Source organism: Streptomyces sp. HD (assembly GCF_028369295.1).
Lineage (GTDB): Bacteria > Actinomycetota > Actinomycetes > Streptomycetales > Streptomycetaceae > Streptomyces.
On sequence record NZ_JAQMYP010000010.1, the window covers coordinates 14,501 to 29,657 of the forward strand.

Sequence of the window (15,157 nt, forward strand, 5' to 3'; positions counted from 1 at the left end):
GGTCTCTCCTGACTGAAGGTGGGCCGCACTACCCCGTACGGCATGGCACTGCGATGCCTAAGGATCCTACCGAGCGCAGCACACCCTCCGCGAAACCGCTGCTGTCAGTCCCCGTCGTCCTCCCCGCCGCAAGCCTCCTCGAAGAAGTCCAGATCCTCCTGCAGCGACTTCATCAGCCGGTCCCGCTCGGCCTCGTCCACCTGTACCGGTACGACCCCGCAGGCCCCGGTGACCTTGCGGAAGCCGCCGCGGCTCTCCAGTCGCCCGTGCACGCGCACCGGCAGTCCGACGAGGTGGGCGTGCCCGGCGATGCGGTACGCCTCCTCGTCCAGGGTCAGCCGGACGTGCGGAATCTCGGCGCCGGCGAGGACGCGCAGCCGTACGCTGCCCTCCCCGCGCGGCCCCGACCTGCGCATCCGTACGACCGTGCCGGTGATCCGGACCGGCACGGACGGTTCCTCGCGCAGATAGCGGGCCCCTGCCTCGCGCAGCACGGGCAGGTCGCCCGGCGAGAACTCGACGGGCTCGACACCGGCCGCGCAGTCCTCGGGCACCCCGGCGGCGGGCGCCCACTCGACGGCGATGCGCGCGCCCTCCGTACCCCGCACCAGGGCGATCAGCGCCTCGGTGAGCTCGCGGCTGACGCCCGCCTCGACGGCGCCGTCGAAGGCGTCCATGCCACCGGTGGCCCGCTGGTAGTCGATGGCCTCGCGAGCGGCGTACAGGGCCTGATGGAGGCGGACGGCAAGCGGGCGCCCCGCGCCGACGGGCACGAAGGCGGCGAGTCGGCGGCCGCCCGCCCCGGAGCCGACGAGGACGCTCTCCAGCATCGCGGCGGCCGAGCGGCGGTGCCGGGCACCGTGATAGCCCGCACGCGCCCGCGTGGCGAGCGCCGCGGCGAGAAGCATCTGGCGGGCGGCGGTGCGCAGTTCCTCCTCCACCGTCCAGGGCGCGGCGCCGGCAGGCCCGCTCGGCGCGTCCCGCCACCAGCGGACCTCGTCGCTGGGCACCGCGAGCCCGACCAGCACCTCACGCGCGGAGGGCATGCCGCTGCGGGAGAGGGCGACGAGCGCCTCGCCGAGCAGGTCGTCGCTGTCGGGGAAGGCGCGGGACTCGGGGACCAGCAGGCTGGTGCCGTTGCCGCCGGGCCCGGGCGGGGTCCAGCGGCCGTAGCGACCGGCCGCTCCCCCGCGTCGCTGCCAGCCGTGCCGGCGCAGCAGGGCGCTGAGCACGGCGGGGTCGACGTCGCCGGGCTCGGGAGGACGGTCCCAGGACGCGTCGACCGGGTGCGGGCGCACTGGCCGTACCGGTTCCTCCAGGGGGCGGTGCGTCATGGTCTGCCTCCCGTCCCGACCCGCGTCATGATCTCGCAGAGCGCCCGGTCGTCGAAGATGCGTGAGGTCGGTATCCGCACGCTGGTCCGCCGCCGCCCGGTGATCGCGTGGCCGGCCAGGTTGACCCAGTAGCAGCAGTGCCGCAGGTCGAGCCGGTCGTGGCCGGCACGCAGCCACTGCTCCTGCGACCGGGGAACGATCATCACGACCAGGATCTTGTGCACGGAGACAGGGGTACGGGCGAGCTTCGCCAGGTGGTCGTTGTCCAGCGTGAAGGAGAAGAAGCGGCCGGGCGGGTTCGGCGGGAGCTGGTACGTCGCCTTGAGCTGCACCTTGATGGTGACCTCGTCGTCGACGGTGTGCCCGGGCGCGCTGTGGCTGACGTGCCAGTCGATGCCGTTGTCCGGAAATGGCTGGGACAGCGAGCATCCCGCCGCCGCCGCGACGGCGTGCAGATAGCCCACCTGCAGTGTCTCCATGCAGGCGGTGGTGGCGAGTGAACCGCGATGGGGGCCCGTGCGCTCGGGCAGCAGCCCGCCCCGCTCGGGCTGCGCTATCGCCATGACCAACAGCCTTCCAAGCAAAGTGAATCCCCGAACCGGGCCGCTGAACTGCAAAGACCCGCACTCCTGTTGTGTCCTTCCGGCGTACGGCGCAAACGGCCCGGGTATCACCAAACGGGCAGAAGACGGTACGTCAGCTGCCGTGGGTGAACGAGGGGTTGTGTGGATATGGCGTGCTGGTACGAAGGCCCGCTGGCGGCATTCGACACGGAGACGACAGGCGTGGACGTCGAGACCGACCGGATCGTTTCGGCGGCCGTCGTCGTCCAGGACGCGCCGGGCACCCGGCCGCGGGTGACCCAGTGGCTGGTGAACCCGGGTGTGCCGGTGCCGGAGGCGGCGACGGCGGTGCACGGACTGGCGGAGGATCATCTTCAGCGCAGTGGCCGCTGGCCGGCGCCGGTGATGCAGGAGATAGTCGAGGAACTGGCGGCGCAGGCCACGGTGAACCGGCCCATAGTGGTGATGAACGCGCCGTTCGATCTGACGCTGCTGGACCGCGAGTTGCGCCGTCATCGCGCCTCGTCCCTGGACCAGTGGTTCGAGACGACGCCGATGCGGGTGCTCGACCCGCGTGTTCTGGACAAGCATCTGGACCGCTATCGCAAGGGCCGCCGCACCCTGACCGACCTGTGCGCGCACTACGGCGTCACGCTGGACGGCGCGCACGACGCGGCGGCCGACGCGCTGGCCTCACTGGAGGTCGTCCGGGCGGTGGGCCGGCGTTTCGCGGCCCGCCTGGAGCGGCTGTCCCCCGCCGAACTGCACACGCTCCAGGCGGTGTGGCACGCGGCACAGGCACGCGGCCTGCAGGCGTGGTTCGCGCGCAGTGGCAGCGAGGAGGCGGTGGACCCGGCGTGGCCACTGCGCCCGGATCTGCCGGCGGCGGCTTGAACAGCGGAAAAGCCGGTCCGCATCAAGCGGACCGGCTTTCTCCCGGTGGGCGATACTGGGTTCGAACCAGTGACCTCTTCGGTGTGAACGAAGCGCTCTCCCACTGAGCTAATCGCCCGGGAACGCACTGAACAATACAGGTCCCCGCGCGTTTCCTTCAAACCGCTTGATGACCGTCGGCCAGGTACGCCAGCAGGCCCCGCCGCCCGGCGCGCATCATCAGCCAGTGGTTGGCCCGGAAGACCGGTCTCCCGGGAACGGCAAACCGCCTGAGCAACGGTTTGTTCACATCGACGACCTGGTCGTAGCGAGCCAGGGTCCCGCCGCCCTGCGGGGTGACAAACCACCGCGCCCACCCGTCGATGTCCCCGGACATGGCGATCTCCAGCACTCCGGCCTCCCGGTCCCGCCGCACCTCCCGCGCGGTGAAGACGATGTCGTACGGCAGGACGGAGCGGATCCGGATCACACCGGTGGTGTCGCTGAGCTTGGTCACCTCGCGCACCTGGGGCCACCAGCGGGGGTAGTCCTCGGGCTGTTGCAGCACGTCGTAGACGGTGGTCGGCGGTGCGGGCAGCGCCCACAGGCTGCGGAAGCGGTAGTGGCTCCAGTCCATGGGCCGAGTCTGCCCCGGGGCAGCGGGTTTCCCCCGCATCTGAGTACGTTCTGAGTACGTGCACTCATGCCGTGCGGCGTGACGCGGACCACACTCCAGGCATGACGCACTTTCCGCCGCCGGCCGAGGAGTTGCGGCTCCTCGACCTGGAGCTGCACCAACTGGACACCCGCCGGGCCCAGTTGCTGCATCGCCGAGCCTGGCTGGTCACCGCCCTGCAAGCGGCGTCGGCCCAGCCGGCCCCGTCCCCCTTCGCACCGCCGCATCCCGAGACCGCGCCGCGCCCCGAGACCTCGGCGCCGCGGGTCCAGAACGTCCTGCTGGTGCTCGGCGGCGTCCTGCTCACCATCGCCGCGATCGCGTTCACGCTGGTCAGTTGGGGGCACATGGGGATCGCCGGGCGGGCTCTGGTGCTCGGCGGGCTCACGGTGACGGTGCTCGCCGCGCCGGTCGCGCTGCTGAAGCGCGGGCTGCGGTCGACGGCCGAGTCGGTGGCGGGCCTCGGTCTGGCGCTGACCGTGCTCGACGCGTACGCGCTGCACGAGGTCCGGTTGGCCGACGTCGACGCGACGGGCTACATCGCGGCCGTCTCGGCGGTACTGGCTGCCGTGTGGGCGGCGTACGGCCTGCTGCCGCGCGCCTCCGAGCTGCGTCTCCCCCTGCCCGCCGCACTGGTCGCCGCCCAACTCCCGCTCGTCCTGTGGGCGGTGGCGGCCGACGCGGACCTGTTCGGGATCACGGCCGCCCTGCTCGCGACGGCCGGGATCGACACGGGTGTGGCACTCCGGGTGCCCGTCAGGACCGTACGGATCACCGCCATGATCGGTGCGTACGGCATGGGCGCCTGGGGTGTGTGGGCCGCCGGCTGGCTGTCCTGGACGGCCACCGGCCCGAGCGCCGCCGCCGGGGCGGCGGCGCTCCTCCTCTTCGCCGCGGGCATCGCGGTCACGGCGGCCTGGCAGCAGGTCGCCGAGAAGCAGGCGGGCGGCCTCGCCGTCGCCGCCGGTCTCCTCACGGTCGCCGCGCTCGGCGGCACGGCCCGCTCCGTGCTGCCGGAGGCGTGGACGGTTCCGGCCTATCTGGTGTGCGGGATCGCCCTGCTGGCGGCGGTGCGGGTGGACCGGCTGCCGCAGGCGGTGCGGAGCGGACTCGTCCGGGCCTCCGCCGCCGTACAGGGGCTTGCTCTGCTGTGGACGTTGCCCCTGGTGGGGATCGCGCTGCTGGGTCCGGTCGGGTGGGTGGAGCGGGTGTGGTCCGGGGTGCCGGGTGACGTGCGTCAGGCGGTGACGGTGGACGCGCCGTGGCCGTCGGATGCGGAGACCGTTCCCGTCGTCCTGGCACTCGTCGCCGTCGTACTGCTCCTCGCGGCACGTGACACGGTCTGGCGGCCGCGGGCCCTGACCGGTGTGCTGGTGCCGGCCTGGGCGACGGCGCTGGTTCTTCCGGCGGTGCTCGAAGTCCCGTACGCCGTGGGCCTGGTGGCGCTCGGCATCACGACGGCCGGCGCCCTGGCGGCGGCCGCGTGGATACGACCGGCCGAGCACCCGGAGGCGGAGGAGCCCTCAGAGGCAGCGGCCTCACCTCAGGCACGGCCCCCCGTCGACTTCCCCACCGCCCGCCTGACCGCCACGGTCCTGGCCCTCCTCACCTCCCTCCCCCTCGCCTTCCTCTCCCTGACCGCCGAGCCCGCCACCCTCACCGTGCTCTGCGCCCTCACGGCGCTCTTCGCGGCGGCCTCCTGGAAGCCGCATCTGGCCCCGGCCACGGCCCCGGCCACGCTCGCGTACGCCGCCGCGCTGGCCTGCGCGACAGGTGCCGCGGCCGGTTGGGGACCGCAGTACACCGCCCTGCTGGTCCTGGCGGTCCCGGGGGCGGCGGCCCTGCTCGCGGCACGGCTCGGTGACGCGCGGGCGACGATCCCGGTCGAGGTGGCGGGCGCGCTCGCCGCACTGCCGGCCGTCGGGCTGGCGGCGGCCTCGGCCGACCTGCCGATGGTCGCCCTGGTCCTGGCGCTGTGCGGCGTGATCACCGCCGGGGTGGCGATCCGCCCCGACCGCCGCCCCGTCGCCTACGCCTCCGCCGCGCTGTTCGTGCTGGCCACCTGGGTGCGCCTGGCGGCCTGGGACATCGGGACGCCCGAGGCGTACACGGTGCCGGTCAGCGTCCCGGCCCTGCTGGTCGGCGCCCTGCGCAGGCACCGCGATCCGGAGACCTCGTCCTGGACGGCGTACGGCCCCGGCCTCGCCGCCACCCTCGTCCCCAGTCTCCTCGCAGCCTGGAGCGACCCGCACTGGACGCGCCCCCTCCTGCTGGGCATGGCCGCCCTGGCGATCACCCTGCTGGGAGCCGGCCACCACCTCAGGGCACCCCTCCTGCTGGGCGGCACGGTCCTGGCCCTGGACGCCCTGCACGAACTGGCCCCGTACATCGCCCAAGTGACCGACGCACTCCCCCGCTGGGTCCCCCCGGCCCTGGCCGGCCTCCTGCTGCTCGCTCTCGGCGCAACGTACGAGCAGCGCCTCAGGGATGCCCGAAGGATGCGGAACTTCTTGGGCAACATGCACTAGAACGCCGCCCAGGGGCGCGGGGAACTGCGCGACCAGCCACAACCGGCCCGCAGTTCCCCACAAACCGTCACAGCCCGTTACGGCATTCGATCCCCAAGCAGCGCCAGATTCTCGATAGCAGCCAGCCCATACAGCGCCGTGTCGTTGGTGGACACCCAACTCGCCTCGCTCCCCGCCACAAGCGCCACCGGCCCGCTCAGCTTCTGGGTCGTCCAGGGCGCCGACTCCTTGTAGCCGTCGGAGTTGTAGAACTTCTCCCACGCACGCTTGGCCAGCTTCTCGTCCCCCGTCTTCACGGCGGCGTACGCGTCGAGCCGCGAATGCCCCTGGAAGAGCAGCAGCGAACCGAAGTCGGCCCCGTACCGCGCCGCCTGCTCCGCCTTCGTCGCGTTGAAGTAGCGGCAGTAGTCGAAGTACGCCGCGTTGAACTCGGGCATGTCGACGAGATCGATGAGCTCGGCGCACAGTTCGTTGAGACCGAACACGGCGGACAGGTGCGAGACCCCGACGACCGCCTTGTCGGCGATGGCGAACTTGCCCGTGTCGAGGTCGTAGAGCCCGTTCCCCTGCACGAATCCATTGGGCTGGGCGGCGATCGTCTCCATCGTGGACAGCACACGCGCGCGTGCCTTCTCCCACTTCGGCCCCTTGCGCTCCCACTCCGTCAGCCACGCCGACACCAGTCCGCTCCAGTCCGTGCCGAAGCCGATCGACAGCGCGTGCCGGTCGGGCGTGTACGGCTCGGTGCGGATCTTGCGGATCGGGTCGAGGACGAGGAAGGTCTCGTCGGAGTCGACGTTGGCGTGCATGAGGTCGCCGACCCGCTCGTCCGCCGTGAGGAAGTAGTAGTAGCGCCGGTACGTGGTGTTGGCGATGCGCTGCTGCTTGGCGCTGTCGGCGTAGTGCTGGACGCCGTGCCGGGTGCCGAGGCCGGCCCACTTGCCCAGGTGGTAGACGTCGACCTCACCGGTGTGCCGGGTCATCGCCTCGGCGAAGCGGAAGATGTCCGCGCGACCGGAGCGCAGATACGCGAACCACAGCCACAGATCCGGCGAGAGCTCGGAGTTGTCCCAGGCGTAGCCGCCGACGTCGTACCGCCACTGGTGCCTGACGGTGTCGTAGCTGTGCATGATGTCGCCGTAGTCCCAGAAGCCGTACCAACGGCGTTGCTCCACCTGGTCCTTGTAGTAGGTGAAGAGGAAGTCGAGATGGTCCTCGATCTTCGCCTTGGCGGGCGTGGACCGGTCCGGCTCGGAGTACAGACCCGGCCCGAACACCTTCGCCTTGATGAGCTGCCTGGGCGGCGCGGCGAGCTGCGGCAGTACCCGTACGGCGTCGACCTGTCGGGCGAGCGCCTCCGCCGAGGGCGTCGACTCGTTGGCCCAGAACAACAGCTCCGACGTACGGGCGATGCCGTAGGGCGTGCCGAACTCCGGCTCGTAGTCCTCATAGGTGATGTTGAGGCCTTCGAGTTGCTCGGGGTAGGTGTCCTGGCCCATGCCGTCGTGGTAGAAGCGCAGGTCCATGGGCTGCGCCTCGGGCGACCAGAGCCACATGGTGACCTCGGCCGCGTCGGTGTGGGCGCCGCGGATGTCGAGCTGGGCGGGGAACTTCTCCCAGAAGTCCCGCAGCCCGAACGAGAGCCCGCCGCCGACCCCACCGACGTAACCGAATCCGGAGGCCCGCCTGCCCCCGCCGGCGCCGATCCAGCCGTGGCCCTTCTTGGTGCGCTTGCGCAGGGTGAAGCCGTCGGCGGAAAGCTGGGAGAGGGTGTAGTCGCCCCACTCGGGGATGTACTGCAGCCGGGTCGTCACCCGCTGGTCCCAGGTGGCCGGGTCGGGCAGCTTCTCCCCCGCGAACTGCGCCGCCTGTACGGCAGCCCCCGGGTCGCGGCGCAGTCCGGTGATGCCCTTGACGGCCTCGCGGAGCAGGCCGGTGCCCTCGCCGCCGATGCGGATGTGACGGTCGTAGGACTCGTCGCGCATCGGCACGGTGAAGCGCACGCCGATGCCCCGGATGAAGTCGCCGCTCGCCCTGCCCGGCTCCTGTGTGCCGTCGTAGGTGATGGTGTGCACCATGCGGAAGGAGTCGGCGCCCGCGTAGAAGTAGAGCCGGATGGAGAAGGGCAGCCAACTGCGGCTGCCCTTGCGGTGCTTGCCGTCGATGCGGACGACCGCGCGGACCGGGCCCTCCTGCTCGACCGTGACCTCGGAGATCGCACCCTCGAAGCGCTCGGTCTTCACGGCGCCCTGGTCCTCGTCCTCGATCTCGGGCTGCCGGATCAGCACGAGCCGCCCGTTCCTGGCGATCTCCGTGGAGCCCCGGGTGACCGACTTGACGAGGGTCGCGCCCGACTTGCCGATCTTCGCGGTGATGACACCGGTCGAGACGTCGATGGTGCCGCCGCTCTTGTCGACGGTGACCTTCCTGTCCGGTACGGCGGCCTCACCGGCGGCGAGCGTGAGCTTGCCGCCGCCCGAGCTCACCGCGTGGGCCGTCCACTTCAGGGAACCGTCCGGCCAGTAGGCGATCGGCCAGGACTGCACGGGCACGGCCTTGCCCCCCGCGTCCGTCACCGCGAACTTCTGGTCCGCCTGGTACACGCCCTTCGGCCAGGGGACACCGACGGTGGAACCGGGCGCGGCGCCCAGACCGCCGTCCTCCAGCCAGTCGAGGGTCACGGGATCGGCGTCGGCCGCCTCGGCTCTCGGCGCGGCAGAAGCGTCCTTCGCCCCCAGCGCCCAGCTGAACTGCGCTGCGGCTCCGGCGACCGCGGCCGCCTTGAGGAGGGACCTTCGGGGGATGGGAGACATGAGAGTTCAGCCTTTCCTTTCCGTGCGGGAAACATTTCCTTGCAACCGGGCAGGGGCATGACAGACAGAGGTGCGGCGCTCAGGGCGCCGGCCTGGAGAAGGAGCACCGCCGGTCAACGGTGCCGGTACCGCTCCTCGACGGCGACGGCCGCCGCCGCGACGGCCCCGAGCACGGGGACCGCCAACGGCGCGGCGAACCAGGCGGACGCGGCCACGACCGCCAGTCCGCCGATGATCAGGAAGGACCCGGCGGGGTCGAGCACGGCACGCCGCCCGGCACCGGCGAGCAGCGCCCGCCAGTCGGCGTCCGGTGTCCAGGAGGCCGCCGCCCGCAGCAGTGCCACGACGCCCCCGATCAGCGCGAACAGCCCGATCGCCCCGACGAGCGGCCCACCGGGAATCCCGGCCTGCGCGGCCTGGACGTCCACCCGGACCGCGGCGGCCACGGCCCATCCGGCAAGCCCGACGAGCCATCCCCGACGCACGGCGACCCGGAAGTCGGCGACGAACTCCCGCAGACCACCGCCCTCATGAGCGATCCGGCGACGCAGATGCCGCGCCCCGGCGGCGAAGGCCGCCGGCCAGGTCACCACGCCGAGGGAGGCCACGCCGATCCACACCCCGGTGAGCAGGCACTCGGCGAACACACCGAACCGCTCGGCGAACACCGACTCCCCCCGAGCCGTACGAGCCTTCACCCGCGCTTCGGCCATCGTGACCGCCCCTCAGCCCTTCAGTCCGGACGTCGCCATACCGTCGATCAGATACCGCTGGAAGGCCAGGAAGAAGGCGAGGACCGGCAGCAGGGCGACGAGCGACATGGCGATCATGCCGCCGTAGTTCGCGAGCCCCTCCTGGTCGACGAACATCTTCAGGCCGAGGGAGACGGTGTACTTGTCGGGCTCGTTGAGGTAGATCAGCGGGCCCATGAAGTCGTTCCAGGAGTTGATGAAGGTGAAGATCGCGCTGGTGATCAGGGCCGGCCGGCACAGCGGCAGCATGATCGACCAGTAGATCCGGAAGTGCCCGCAGCCGTCGAGACGCGCGGCCTCGTCCAGTTCCTTGGGCAGGTTCCGCATGAACTGCACCATCAGGAAGACGAAGAACGCCTCCGTGGCGAGGTACTTCCCCAGCAGCAGCGGGGTGTAGGTGTTGATCATCTCCATGTTGCGGAACAGCACGTACTGCGGGATCAGCAGCACGTGGTACGGCAACAGGAGCGTGCCGATCATCAGCGTGAACAGCAGGTTCCGTCCCGCGAACCGGATCCTCGCGAAGGCGTACGCCGTCAGCGAGCAGGACACCACGATCCCGATGACCGAGCCGACCGCGAGGAAGAGCGAGTTGAAGAAGAAGGTGGAGATTGGGATGTCGGCGATGCCGTCGGCGAGGCTCGTGTAGTTGGAGAAGGTCGGGTCGCCCGGGAGGAGATCCAGGCTGCCGACGATGTCCTCGCTGCTCTTGAACGAGCCGCCCAGGACCCACATCACCGGGTAGAGGATCACCGCGAGAATCAGCAGGGACCCGATGTGCCAGGCGACGGATCCGGGCAGCCTGCGGCGCAGTGCCCCGGCCCGGGCGGAGGGGGACGGCTCGATGTCGGTCGCGCTCATCAGGCGCCCTCCTCGTAGTGCACCCAGCGCTTCTGGGACCAGAACAGCACCGCCGTCACCAGGGCGACCGCGACGAGCAGCATCCAGGCCATGGCGGAGGCCAGACCCATCCGGCTGTTCTCGAAGCCCTGGACGTACAGATAGCAGGTGTAGACCATCGAGCCGTCGGCCGGACCGCAGGCGTTGCCTCCGGCGCCGCCGCCGACGATGTACGCCGAGCTGAAGATCTGGAAGGAGTGGATGGTCTCCAGCAGGACGTTGAAGAAGAGGACCGGGGAGATCATCGGCAGGGTGATGTTCCAGAACCGCCGGAACTTGCCCGCCCCGTCGACTTCGGCGGCCTCGTACAGCTCGCGCGGGACCTGCTTGAGCCCGGCGAGGAAGATGACCATCGGGGCGCCGAACTGCCAGACGGTGAGTGCCACCAGGCTGTAGATGATCAGGTCCGGGTCGCCGGTCCAGCCGCCGACGCCGATCCCGAAGATCTTCTGGGTGCGGTCAACGATCGCGTCGTCCGAGAAGATCGCCTTCCACACGATCGCGATGGAGACGCTCGCGCCGATCAGCGACGGCGCGTAGAAGGCGGCCCGGTAGAAGGCCTGCCCCCGCCGCTTCTGGGCGAGCAGCAGCGCCACACCGAGCGCCGCGAGCAGCTTGAGTGGCGTGCCGACGACGACGTACCAGAGCGTCACCTGCACCGAGTGGCGCCAGCGCGGGTCGCCGAACATCTCGGAGAAGTTGTCGAGCCCGATCCACTTGGGCGCGTCGAAGAGGTTGTAGTCGGTGAAGGCGAAGTAGAGCGAGGCCACCATCGGGCCCGCTGTGAGCAGCAGGAATCCGGCGATCCAGGGGGACATGAAGAGATAGCCGGCCAGGTTCTCCCGACGGACCCGCCGCTTGAGGGCGGGGGGCCGCTCGGGCTTGACCGGTCCGTGCCGCGGCTCGGAGTCCTTGGTCATGCCCTCCATCGCGGGGGCGTGTGTCACGGCGGTTCCCATCAGCTCGCGAGAGCCGTCTTCGACTCGGTGAAGAACTGCTTGACGGCGTCGTCGACCGAGCGCTTGCCCAGGCCCAGCTCCTCACCGATGCGCAGGAACGCGGACTCGCAGATGTCCGCGCCCGCCGGGTGCGGGGTGATGGGCTCCAGGACGCCCGCCTCGACAAGGGACGTCTCATAGGCGGCGATCGCCTTGTTGACCTCGTCCGTGGGCTGGAAGGCGTCGAACTGGGCCTGCGTCGCGGGCACCCCGCGGTCGTAGCCCATGATCTTGGCGACCTCGGGGTCGTGCACCATGAAGTCGATGAACTGGGCGACTTCCTTCGCGTGCTGGGTGCGCTTGGAGGCGCTGAGCATGAGGGAGCCGAGGTACTGGCCGGTCTTCTTGCCGTCCGTGGTCGGGATGGGGGCCAGCCCGTACTCGCTCTTGCCCTCCGACGTGTAGCGGATGGTGAAGTTGTCCCAGGTGAACTCACCGGCGGAGAGTTCCCCGGTGACGGCCGACTTGGGCTTGATCTGAGCGACCTTCTTGACGTCGGCGTAAAGACCTTCGTCCACGCTCTTCTTGGCCTTCGTCCACCAGTCCGTCAGATCCGCCTCTGTGAAGCCGAGTCCGTCGACGGTGAAGAACGCCTTGCCGTTCTGACGCAGGAAGAGATCGTAGAGATACATCACGTTGTACGGGCCGGTGTCCCCGGCGCGCCCCGCCTTGTCGCGGATCTTCTGCATCGCCGCGTGGTAGTCGTCCCAGGTCCAGCCCTGTTCCGGCTTCACACCCGCCTTGGTGTAGACGGGCTTGTCGATGACCAGGGACATCGAGTTGGAGCCGACCGGGACACCGAGGAGCTTGCCGTCGATCTCGCCGAACTTCTCCAGGCCCGCGCGGAAGCCGTCCATGGAGAGGTTGCCGGCCTTGACCTGCTCGCCGAGATCGAGCAGCACATTCCTCGCGTCGTATTTACGCAGAAATCCAATCGCATTCTGGAAGACGTCCGGCGGATTCCCGCCGGAGGCCTGGGTGTTGAACTTCTTCCAGAAGTCGAGGTACGGCTGAAAGTCCGTCTTGACCTTGATCTTCGGATACTTCTTCTCGAAGAGCGCGATGGTCTTGTTGATGCGCTGGGCGCGGTCCTCGGCACCCCACCATGCGTAACGGATCGTCACCGTCCCGTCGGCGGAGGTCCCTCCGTCGCCCCCGCATCCGGTGGTCGCGGCCAGCCCGAGCGTGGCCGCCGAGACGCCGGCCGCCTTCAGGATCGTGCGCCTGTCGACATTCCTGTTGGTTCCCACAGTCGGGCCCTCCCCGCAGCGTCGATGCCGTCTGCATGAATCGTTTCAAGTAAGCGCTTGCTGGCACAAGTTACGGAGGGCCTCGGAGTGCGTCAATGATTCGGACAGGAATTTCTTGTGGGCCTGCGCGGCGAGTTGACGACGTGTGAGGTCAGGTCGACCGGCACGGCTGGGCGATGTCGCAGGTGAGGGGCGCGCGGTCGGCGGACCGAACGGAGAGCTGCCATCCGCGGGGGTGCGTGGTCGACGCGGAAACGACGGCGGCCCGCCTGCGCTGTCGCAGGCGGGCCGCCGGTCCGGGTGGGCGATACTGGGTTCGAACCAGTGACCTCTTCGGTGTGAACGAAGCGCTCTCCCACTGAGCTAATCGCCCGGACGCAGGAAGAACATTACCCCATGTCAGGGGGTGCGTGTGACCAGCGCGAACCCGCACCGGCCGACGCCCGCACCCCCGTCGCGGATCACTGGTCCTTGATCTTCCAGGGCATCACGATGCCGAACTTCCACACATAGATACCGACGAGCACGGCCACGATCACCAGGCCGATCGACGTCAGGATGATGTTGCGGCGGCGCACCCTCGGATCGAGCGCCTTCTGGGCGGCCTCGGTGACCTTGCGCTTGGTCCAGCGAAGCACCAGCTGGGCCCAGACGAACTCGGTCGCCCAGACCGCCATGCCACCGAAGATCACGACCCACCCGGGGCCGGGCAGCGGCAGCATGATGATGCCGGCCACCACGATCGCCAGGCCGATGATGAAGACACCCACCTGCCAGCTCAGATGCAGGGCCCTGCGCGCCTTGATGAACTCCGGCGCTCTTGAGCCGAGCCCCTGCTCGCCGTCGTCCTTCACACCGTCCACTTCGGTCTCGTCAGTCGCCACGGCAACCTCGCCAGGCTCGTTACTCCCCGTGTTCATACGGCCAAACCCTACCGGACCGAAACCAGTCACCGGAATGGGCGTACCTCGCGAACAGGTTCTCGGCCGGAAGAGTTACGTAAAGACACGCAAAACACTCAGAGGGGTTTACAACGGCACCGTAGGTGGCATGTCGATTTCGCCGACGTGCGAATCCCCGAGCGCACACTGAGCGAAAGGCCCTGGCGCTTATGAACACCACGGTCAGCTGCGAGCTGCACCTGCGCCTCGTTGTGTCGAGCGAGTCCTCCCTGCCTGTCCCCGCAGGCCTGCGGTACGACACGGCCGACCCCTACGCCGTGCACGCCACCTTCCACACCGGAGCCGAGGAGACCGTCGAGTGGGTGTTCGCCCGCGACCTTCTCGCGGAGGGCCTGCACCGGCCCACCGGAACCGGCGACGTCCGCGTCTGGCCGTCGCGCAGCCATGGCCAGGGCGTCGTCTGCATCGCCCTGAGCTCTCCGGAGGGCGAGGCGCTGCTTGAGGCCCCGGCCCGGGCTCTGGAGTCGTTCCTGAAGCGGACGGATGCCGCTGTGCCTCCCGGCACGGAGCATCGCCATTTCGATCTCGATCAGGAGCTCTCGCACATCCTGGCGGAGAGCTAGGGCGAGACTCCCGCAAGCCGCCCGGCGCCGTCGACTCGGGGTGACGGCTCGGGCCAGGACAACCGCATACGGCATGCATCAGCGCCGCCTCCGCACCACCGGAGGCGGCGCTGATGTGCGCGCGTGTGCGGCGACCCCGGGACGGCGGCGGAACGGACCCCGTGGGTCGGCCCACGCACACCGGGCCGTCGGGCCCCGCGGGAACCGTCGGCCCTCCCCCGGCGTTGTAATCGACGTCACCAGCGGGGGCGGGGACGGTGCGGCCCCGGCGGATGGCACTACCATCGGCCAGCATCGGCGGGCGCCCGCCCGACCCCCCAGGCCAGGGAGCGAAACGTGCTGATCACCCATGACGCCCGGTGTGCGCTCGATGCCGTGGTGGATCTGGTGAACACCGCACCGGAGGCAGACGAGACTCCGGACGGGCTGCCGGACGTCGCGGCTCTCGAAGGTTTCGTACAAAAGCACGAAATCAGCGATGTCGGGGTTCTCTCGGAGTTCGATCTGTCGGCGGTCCGCAAGGTCCGCAGCCGGTTCTCCGCGATCTTCGCGGAGCCGGACCCCCGGCGCGCGGCCGGACTGATCAACGAGCTGGTCGCCAACGCGGGCACCACGCCCCGTCTCACGGACCACGACGGCTACGACTGGCATGTGCACTACTTCGCCCCCGGTGCCTCCGTGGCCGACCATCTGGCGGCCGACTGCGGCATGGCCCTCGCGTTCTTCGTGGTGGCCGGGGAGCAGGAGCGGCTGCGGCGCTGTGAGGCGCCGGACTGCCGGCATGCCTTCGTGGATCTTTCCCGCAACCGGTCGCGGCGCTACTGCGACAGCCGCACCTGCGGAAACCGTCTGCATGTGGCCGCCTACCGAGCGCGCCGCAAGGAAGCGGCCGGCTGAGCGACGTTCGTCGGCGGGCCGACACGACAGGTCCGTCAACGCGGACCC

At 70.0% G+C, this 15,157-nt stretch carries 13 protein-coding genes and 2 tRNA genes; 4 read left to right on the top strand and 11 right to left on the bottom strand.

The genetic code is table 11. From position 1 onward, the window contains the following. Positions 1-104: 104 nt before the first annotated feature. Both POF73_RS12145 and POF73_RS12150 read right to left on the bottom strand, forming a co-directional pair. On the bottom strand, positions 105-1,334 hold the full coding sequence (locus tag POF73_RS12145; RefSeq protein WP_272114656.1) for a hypothetical protein: 1,230 nt from the start codon (positions 1,332-1,334) through the stop codon (positions 105-107). After that, the gene (locus POF73_RS12150) at positions 1,331-1,897 is read right to left on the bottom strand and encodes a DUF4365 domain-containing protein (protein WP_272114657.1); all 567 of its coding nucleotides are present in this window, start codon (positions 1,895-1,897) and stop codon (positions 1,331-1,333) included. Before POF73_RS12150 ends, POF73_RS12145 begins: the two co-directional genes overlap by 4 nt. A gap of 168 nt (positions 1,898-2,065) precedes the next feature. On the opposite strand from POF73_RS12150, the gene POF73_RS12155 reads away from it, so the two are divergent. Continuing rightward, a complete protein-coding gene (locus POF73_RS12155; protein WP_272114658.1) occupies positions 2,066-2,791 on the top strand; it encodes a 3'-5' exonuclease in 726 nt (241 codons plus the stop codon). A 46-nt stretch (positions 2,792-2,837) separates the two neighbouring features. On the opposite strand, the gene POF73_RS12160 is transcribed toward POF73_RS12155, so the two are convergent. Both POF73_RS12160 and POF73_RS12165 read right to left on the bottom strand, forming a co-directional pair. Further along, positions 2,838-2,909 (bottom strand) — tRNA-Val (locus POF73_RS12160). Positions 2,910-2,948: 39 nt separating this feature from the next. Further along, positions 2,949-3,407 carry an SRPBCC family protein gene (locus POF73_RS12165; protein ID WP_272114660.1) on the bottom strand — a complete coding sequence of 153 codons (459 nt, stop codon included), beginning with the start codon at positions 3,405-3,407 and terminating at the stop codon, positions 2,949-2,951. A gap of 101 nt (positions 3,408-3,508) precedes the next feature. Between POF73_RS12165 and POF73_RS12170 the strand changes: the two genes are divergently transcribed. Beyond that, entirely contained in the window at positions 3,509-5,974 is a 2,466-nt protein-coding gene (locus POF73_RS12170) for an SCO7613 C-terminal domain-containing membrane protein (protein WP_272114661.1), read from the top strand. Positions 5,975-6,051: 77 nt separating this feature from the next. Here the strand turns inward: POF73_RS12170 and POF73_RS12175 are convergent, their stop codons facing one another. The 7 genes from POF73_RS12175 to POF73_RS12205 form a co-directional block, all read right to left on the bottom strand. Further along, positions 6,052-8,787, bottom strand: a complete 2,736-nt coding sequence (locus tag POF73_RS12175) for an exo-rhamnogalacturonan lyase family protein (RefSeq protein WP_272114662.1) — start codon at positions 8,785-8,787, stop codon at positions 6,052-6,054. 113 nt (positions 8,788-8,900) lie between these two features. Then, entirely contained in the window at positions 8,901-9,500 is a 600-nt protein-coding gene (locus POF73_RS12180; protein WP_272114663.1) for a hypothetical protein, read from the bottom strand. Between the two features lie 12 nt (positions 9,501-9,512). Beyond that, entirely contained in the window at positions 9,513-10,400 is an 888-nt protein-coding gene (locus POF73_RS12185; RefSeq protein WP_272114664.1) for a carbohydrate ABC transporter permease, read from the bottom strand. Further along, complete coding sequence (locus tag POF73_RS12190) at positions 10,400-11,398, bottom strand: carbohydrate ABC transporter permease (protein WP_272114665.1); 999 nt, start codon at positions 11,396-11,398, stop codon at positions 10,400-10,402. The genes POF73_RS12185 and POF73_RS12190 overlap by 1 nt, the downstream gene beginning before the upstream one ends. After that, the gene (locus POF73_RS12195) at positions 11,398-12,687 is read right to left on the bottom strand and encodes an ABC transporter substrate-binding protein (RefSeq protein WP_272114666.1); all 1,290 of its coding nucleotides are present in this window, start codon (positions 12,685-12,687) and stop codon (positions 11,398-11,400) included. The genes POF73_RS12190 and POF73_RS12195 overlap by 1 nt, the downstream gene beginning before the upstream one ends. Positions 12,688-12,988: 301 nt before the next feature. Next, a tRNA-Val gene (locus POF73_RS12200) sits at positions 12,989-13,060 on the bottom strand. Between the two features lie 88 nt (positions 13,061-13,148). Further along, the gene (locus tag POF73_RS12205) at positions 13,149-13,607 is read right to left on the bottom strand and encodes a TIGR02611 family protein (RefSeq protein ID WP_272114667.1); all 459 of its coding nucleotides are present in this window, start codon (positions 13,605-13,607) and stop codon (positions 13,149-13,151) included. 191 nt (positions 13,608-13,798) lie between these two features. On the opposite strand from POF73_RS12205, the gene POF73_RS12210 reads away from it, so the two are divergent. Both POF73_RS12210 and POF73_RS12215 read left to right on the top strand, forming a co-directional pair. Further along, complete coding sequence (locus POF73_RS12210; protein ID WP_004002642.1) at positions 13,799-14,212, top strand: SsgA family sporulation/cell division regulator; 414 nt, start codon at positions 13,799-13,801, stop codon at positions 14,210-14,212. A 336-nt stretch (positions 14,213-14,548) separates the two neighbouring features. Further along, positions 14,549-15,109, top strand: coding sequence for a CGNR zinc finger domain-containing protein (locus POF73_RS12215; RefSeq protein WP_272114676.1), 561 nt, complete (start codon positions 14,549-14,551; stop codon positions 15,107-15,109). The last annotated feature ends 48 nt before the right edge of the window (positions 15,110-15,157 follow it).

What these genes read in the sequence shown, in the direction of transcription:
- POF73_RS12150 (WP_272114657.1), bottom strand. Translation starts at nt 1,897, where the DNA reads ATGGCGATAGCGCAGCCCGAGCGGGGCGGGCTGCTGCCCGAGCGCACG.
- POF73_RS12155 (WP_272114658.1), top strand. Translation starts at nt 2,066, where the DNA reads ATGGCGTGCTGGTACGAAGGCCCGCTGGCGGCATTCGACACGGAGACG.
- POF73_RS12165 (WP_272114660.1), bottom strand. Translation starts at nt 3,407, where the DNA reads ATGGACTGGAGCCACTACCGCTTCCGCAGCCTGTGGGCGCTGCCCGCA.
- POF73_RS12210 (WP_004002642.1), top strand. Translation starts at nt 13,799, where the DNA reads ATGAACACCACGGTCAGCTGCGAGCTGCACCTGCGCCTCGTTGTGTCG.
- POF73_RS12175 (WP_272114662.1), bottom strand. Translation starts at nt 8,787, where the DNA reads ATGTCTCCCATCCCCCGAAGGTCCCTCCTCAAGGCGGCCGCGGTCGCC.
- POF73_RS12185 (WP_272114664.1), bottom strand. Translation starts at nt 10,400, where the DNA reads ATGAGCGCGACCGACATCGAGCCGTCCCCCTCCGCCCGGGCCGGGGCA.
- POF73_RS12145 (WP_272114656.1), bottom strand. Translation starts at nt 1,334, where the DNA reads ATGACGCACCGCCCCCTGGAGGAACCGGTACGGCCAGTGCGCCCGCAC.
- POF73_RS12190 (WP_272114665.1), bottom strand. Translation starts at nt 11,398, where the DNA reads ATGGGAACCGCCGTGACACACGCCCCCGCGATGGAGGGCATGACCAAG.
- POF73_RS12170 (WP_272114661.1), top strand. Translation starts at nt 3,509, where the DNA reads ATGACGCACTTTCCGCCGCCGGCCGAGGAGTTGCGGCTCCTCGACCTG.
- POF73_RS12180 (WP_272114663.1), bottom strand. Translation starts at nt 9,500, where the DNA reads ATGGCCGAAGCGCGGGTGAAGGCTCGTACGGCTCGGGGGGAGTCGGTG.
- POF73_RS12205 (WP_272114667.1), bottom strand. Translation starts at nt 13,607, where the DNA reads ATGAACACGGGGAGTAACGAGCCTGGCGAGGTTGCCGTGGCGACTGAC.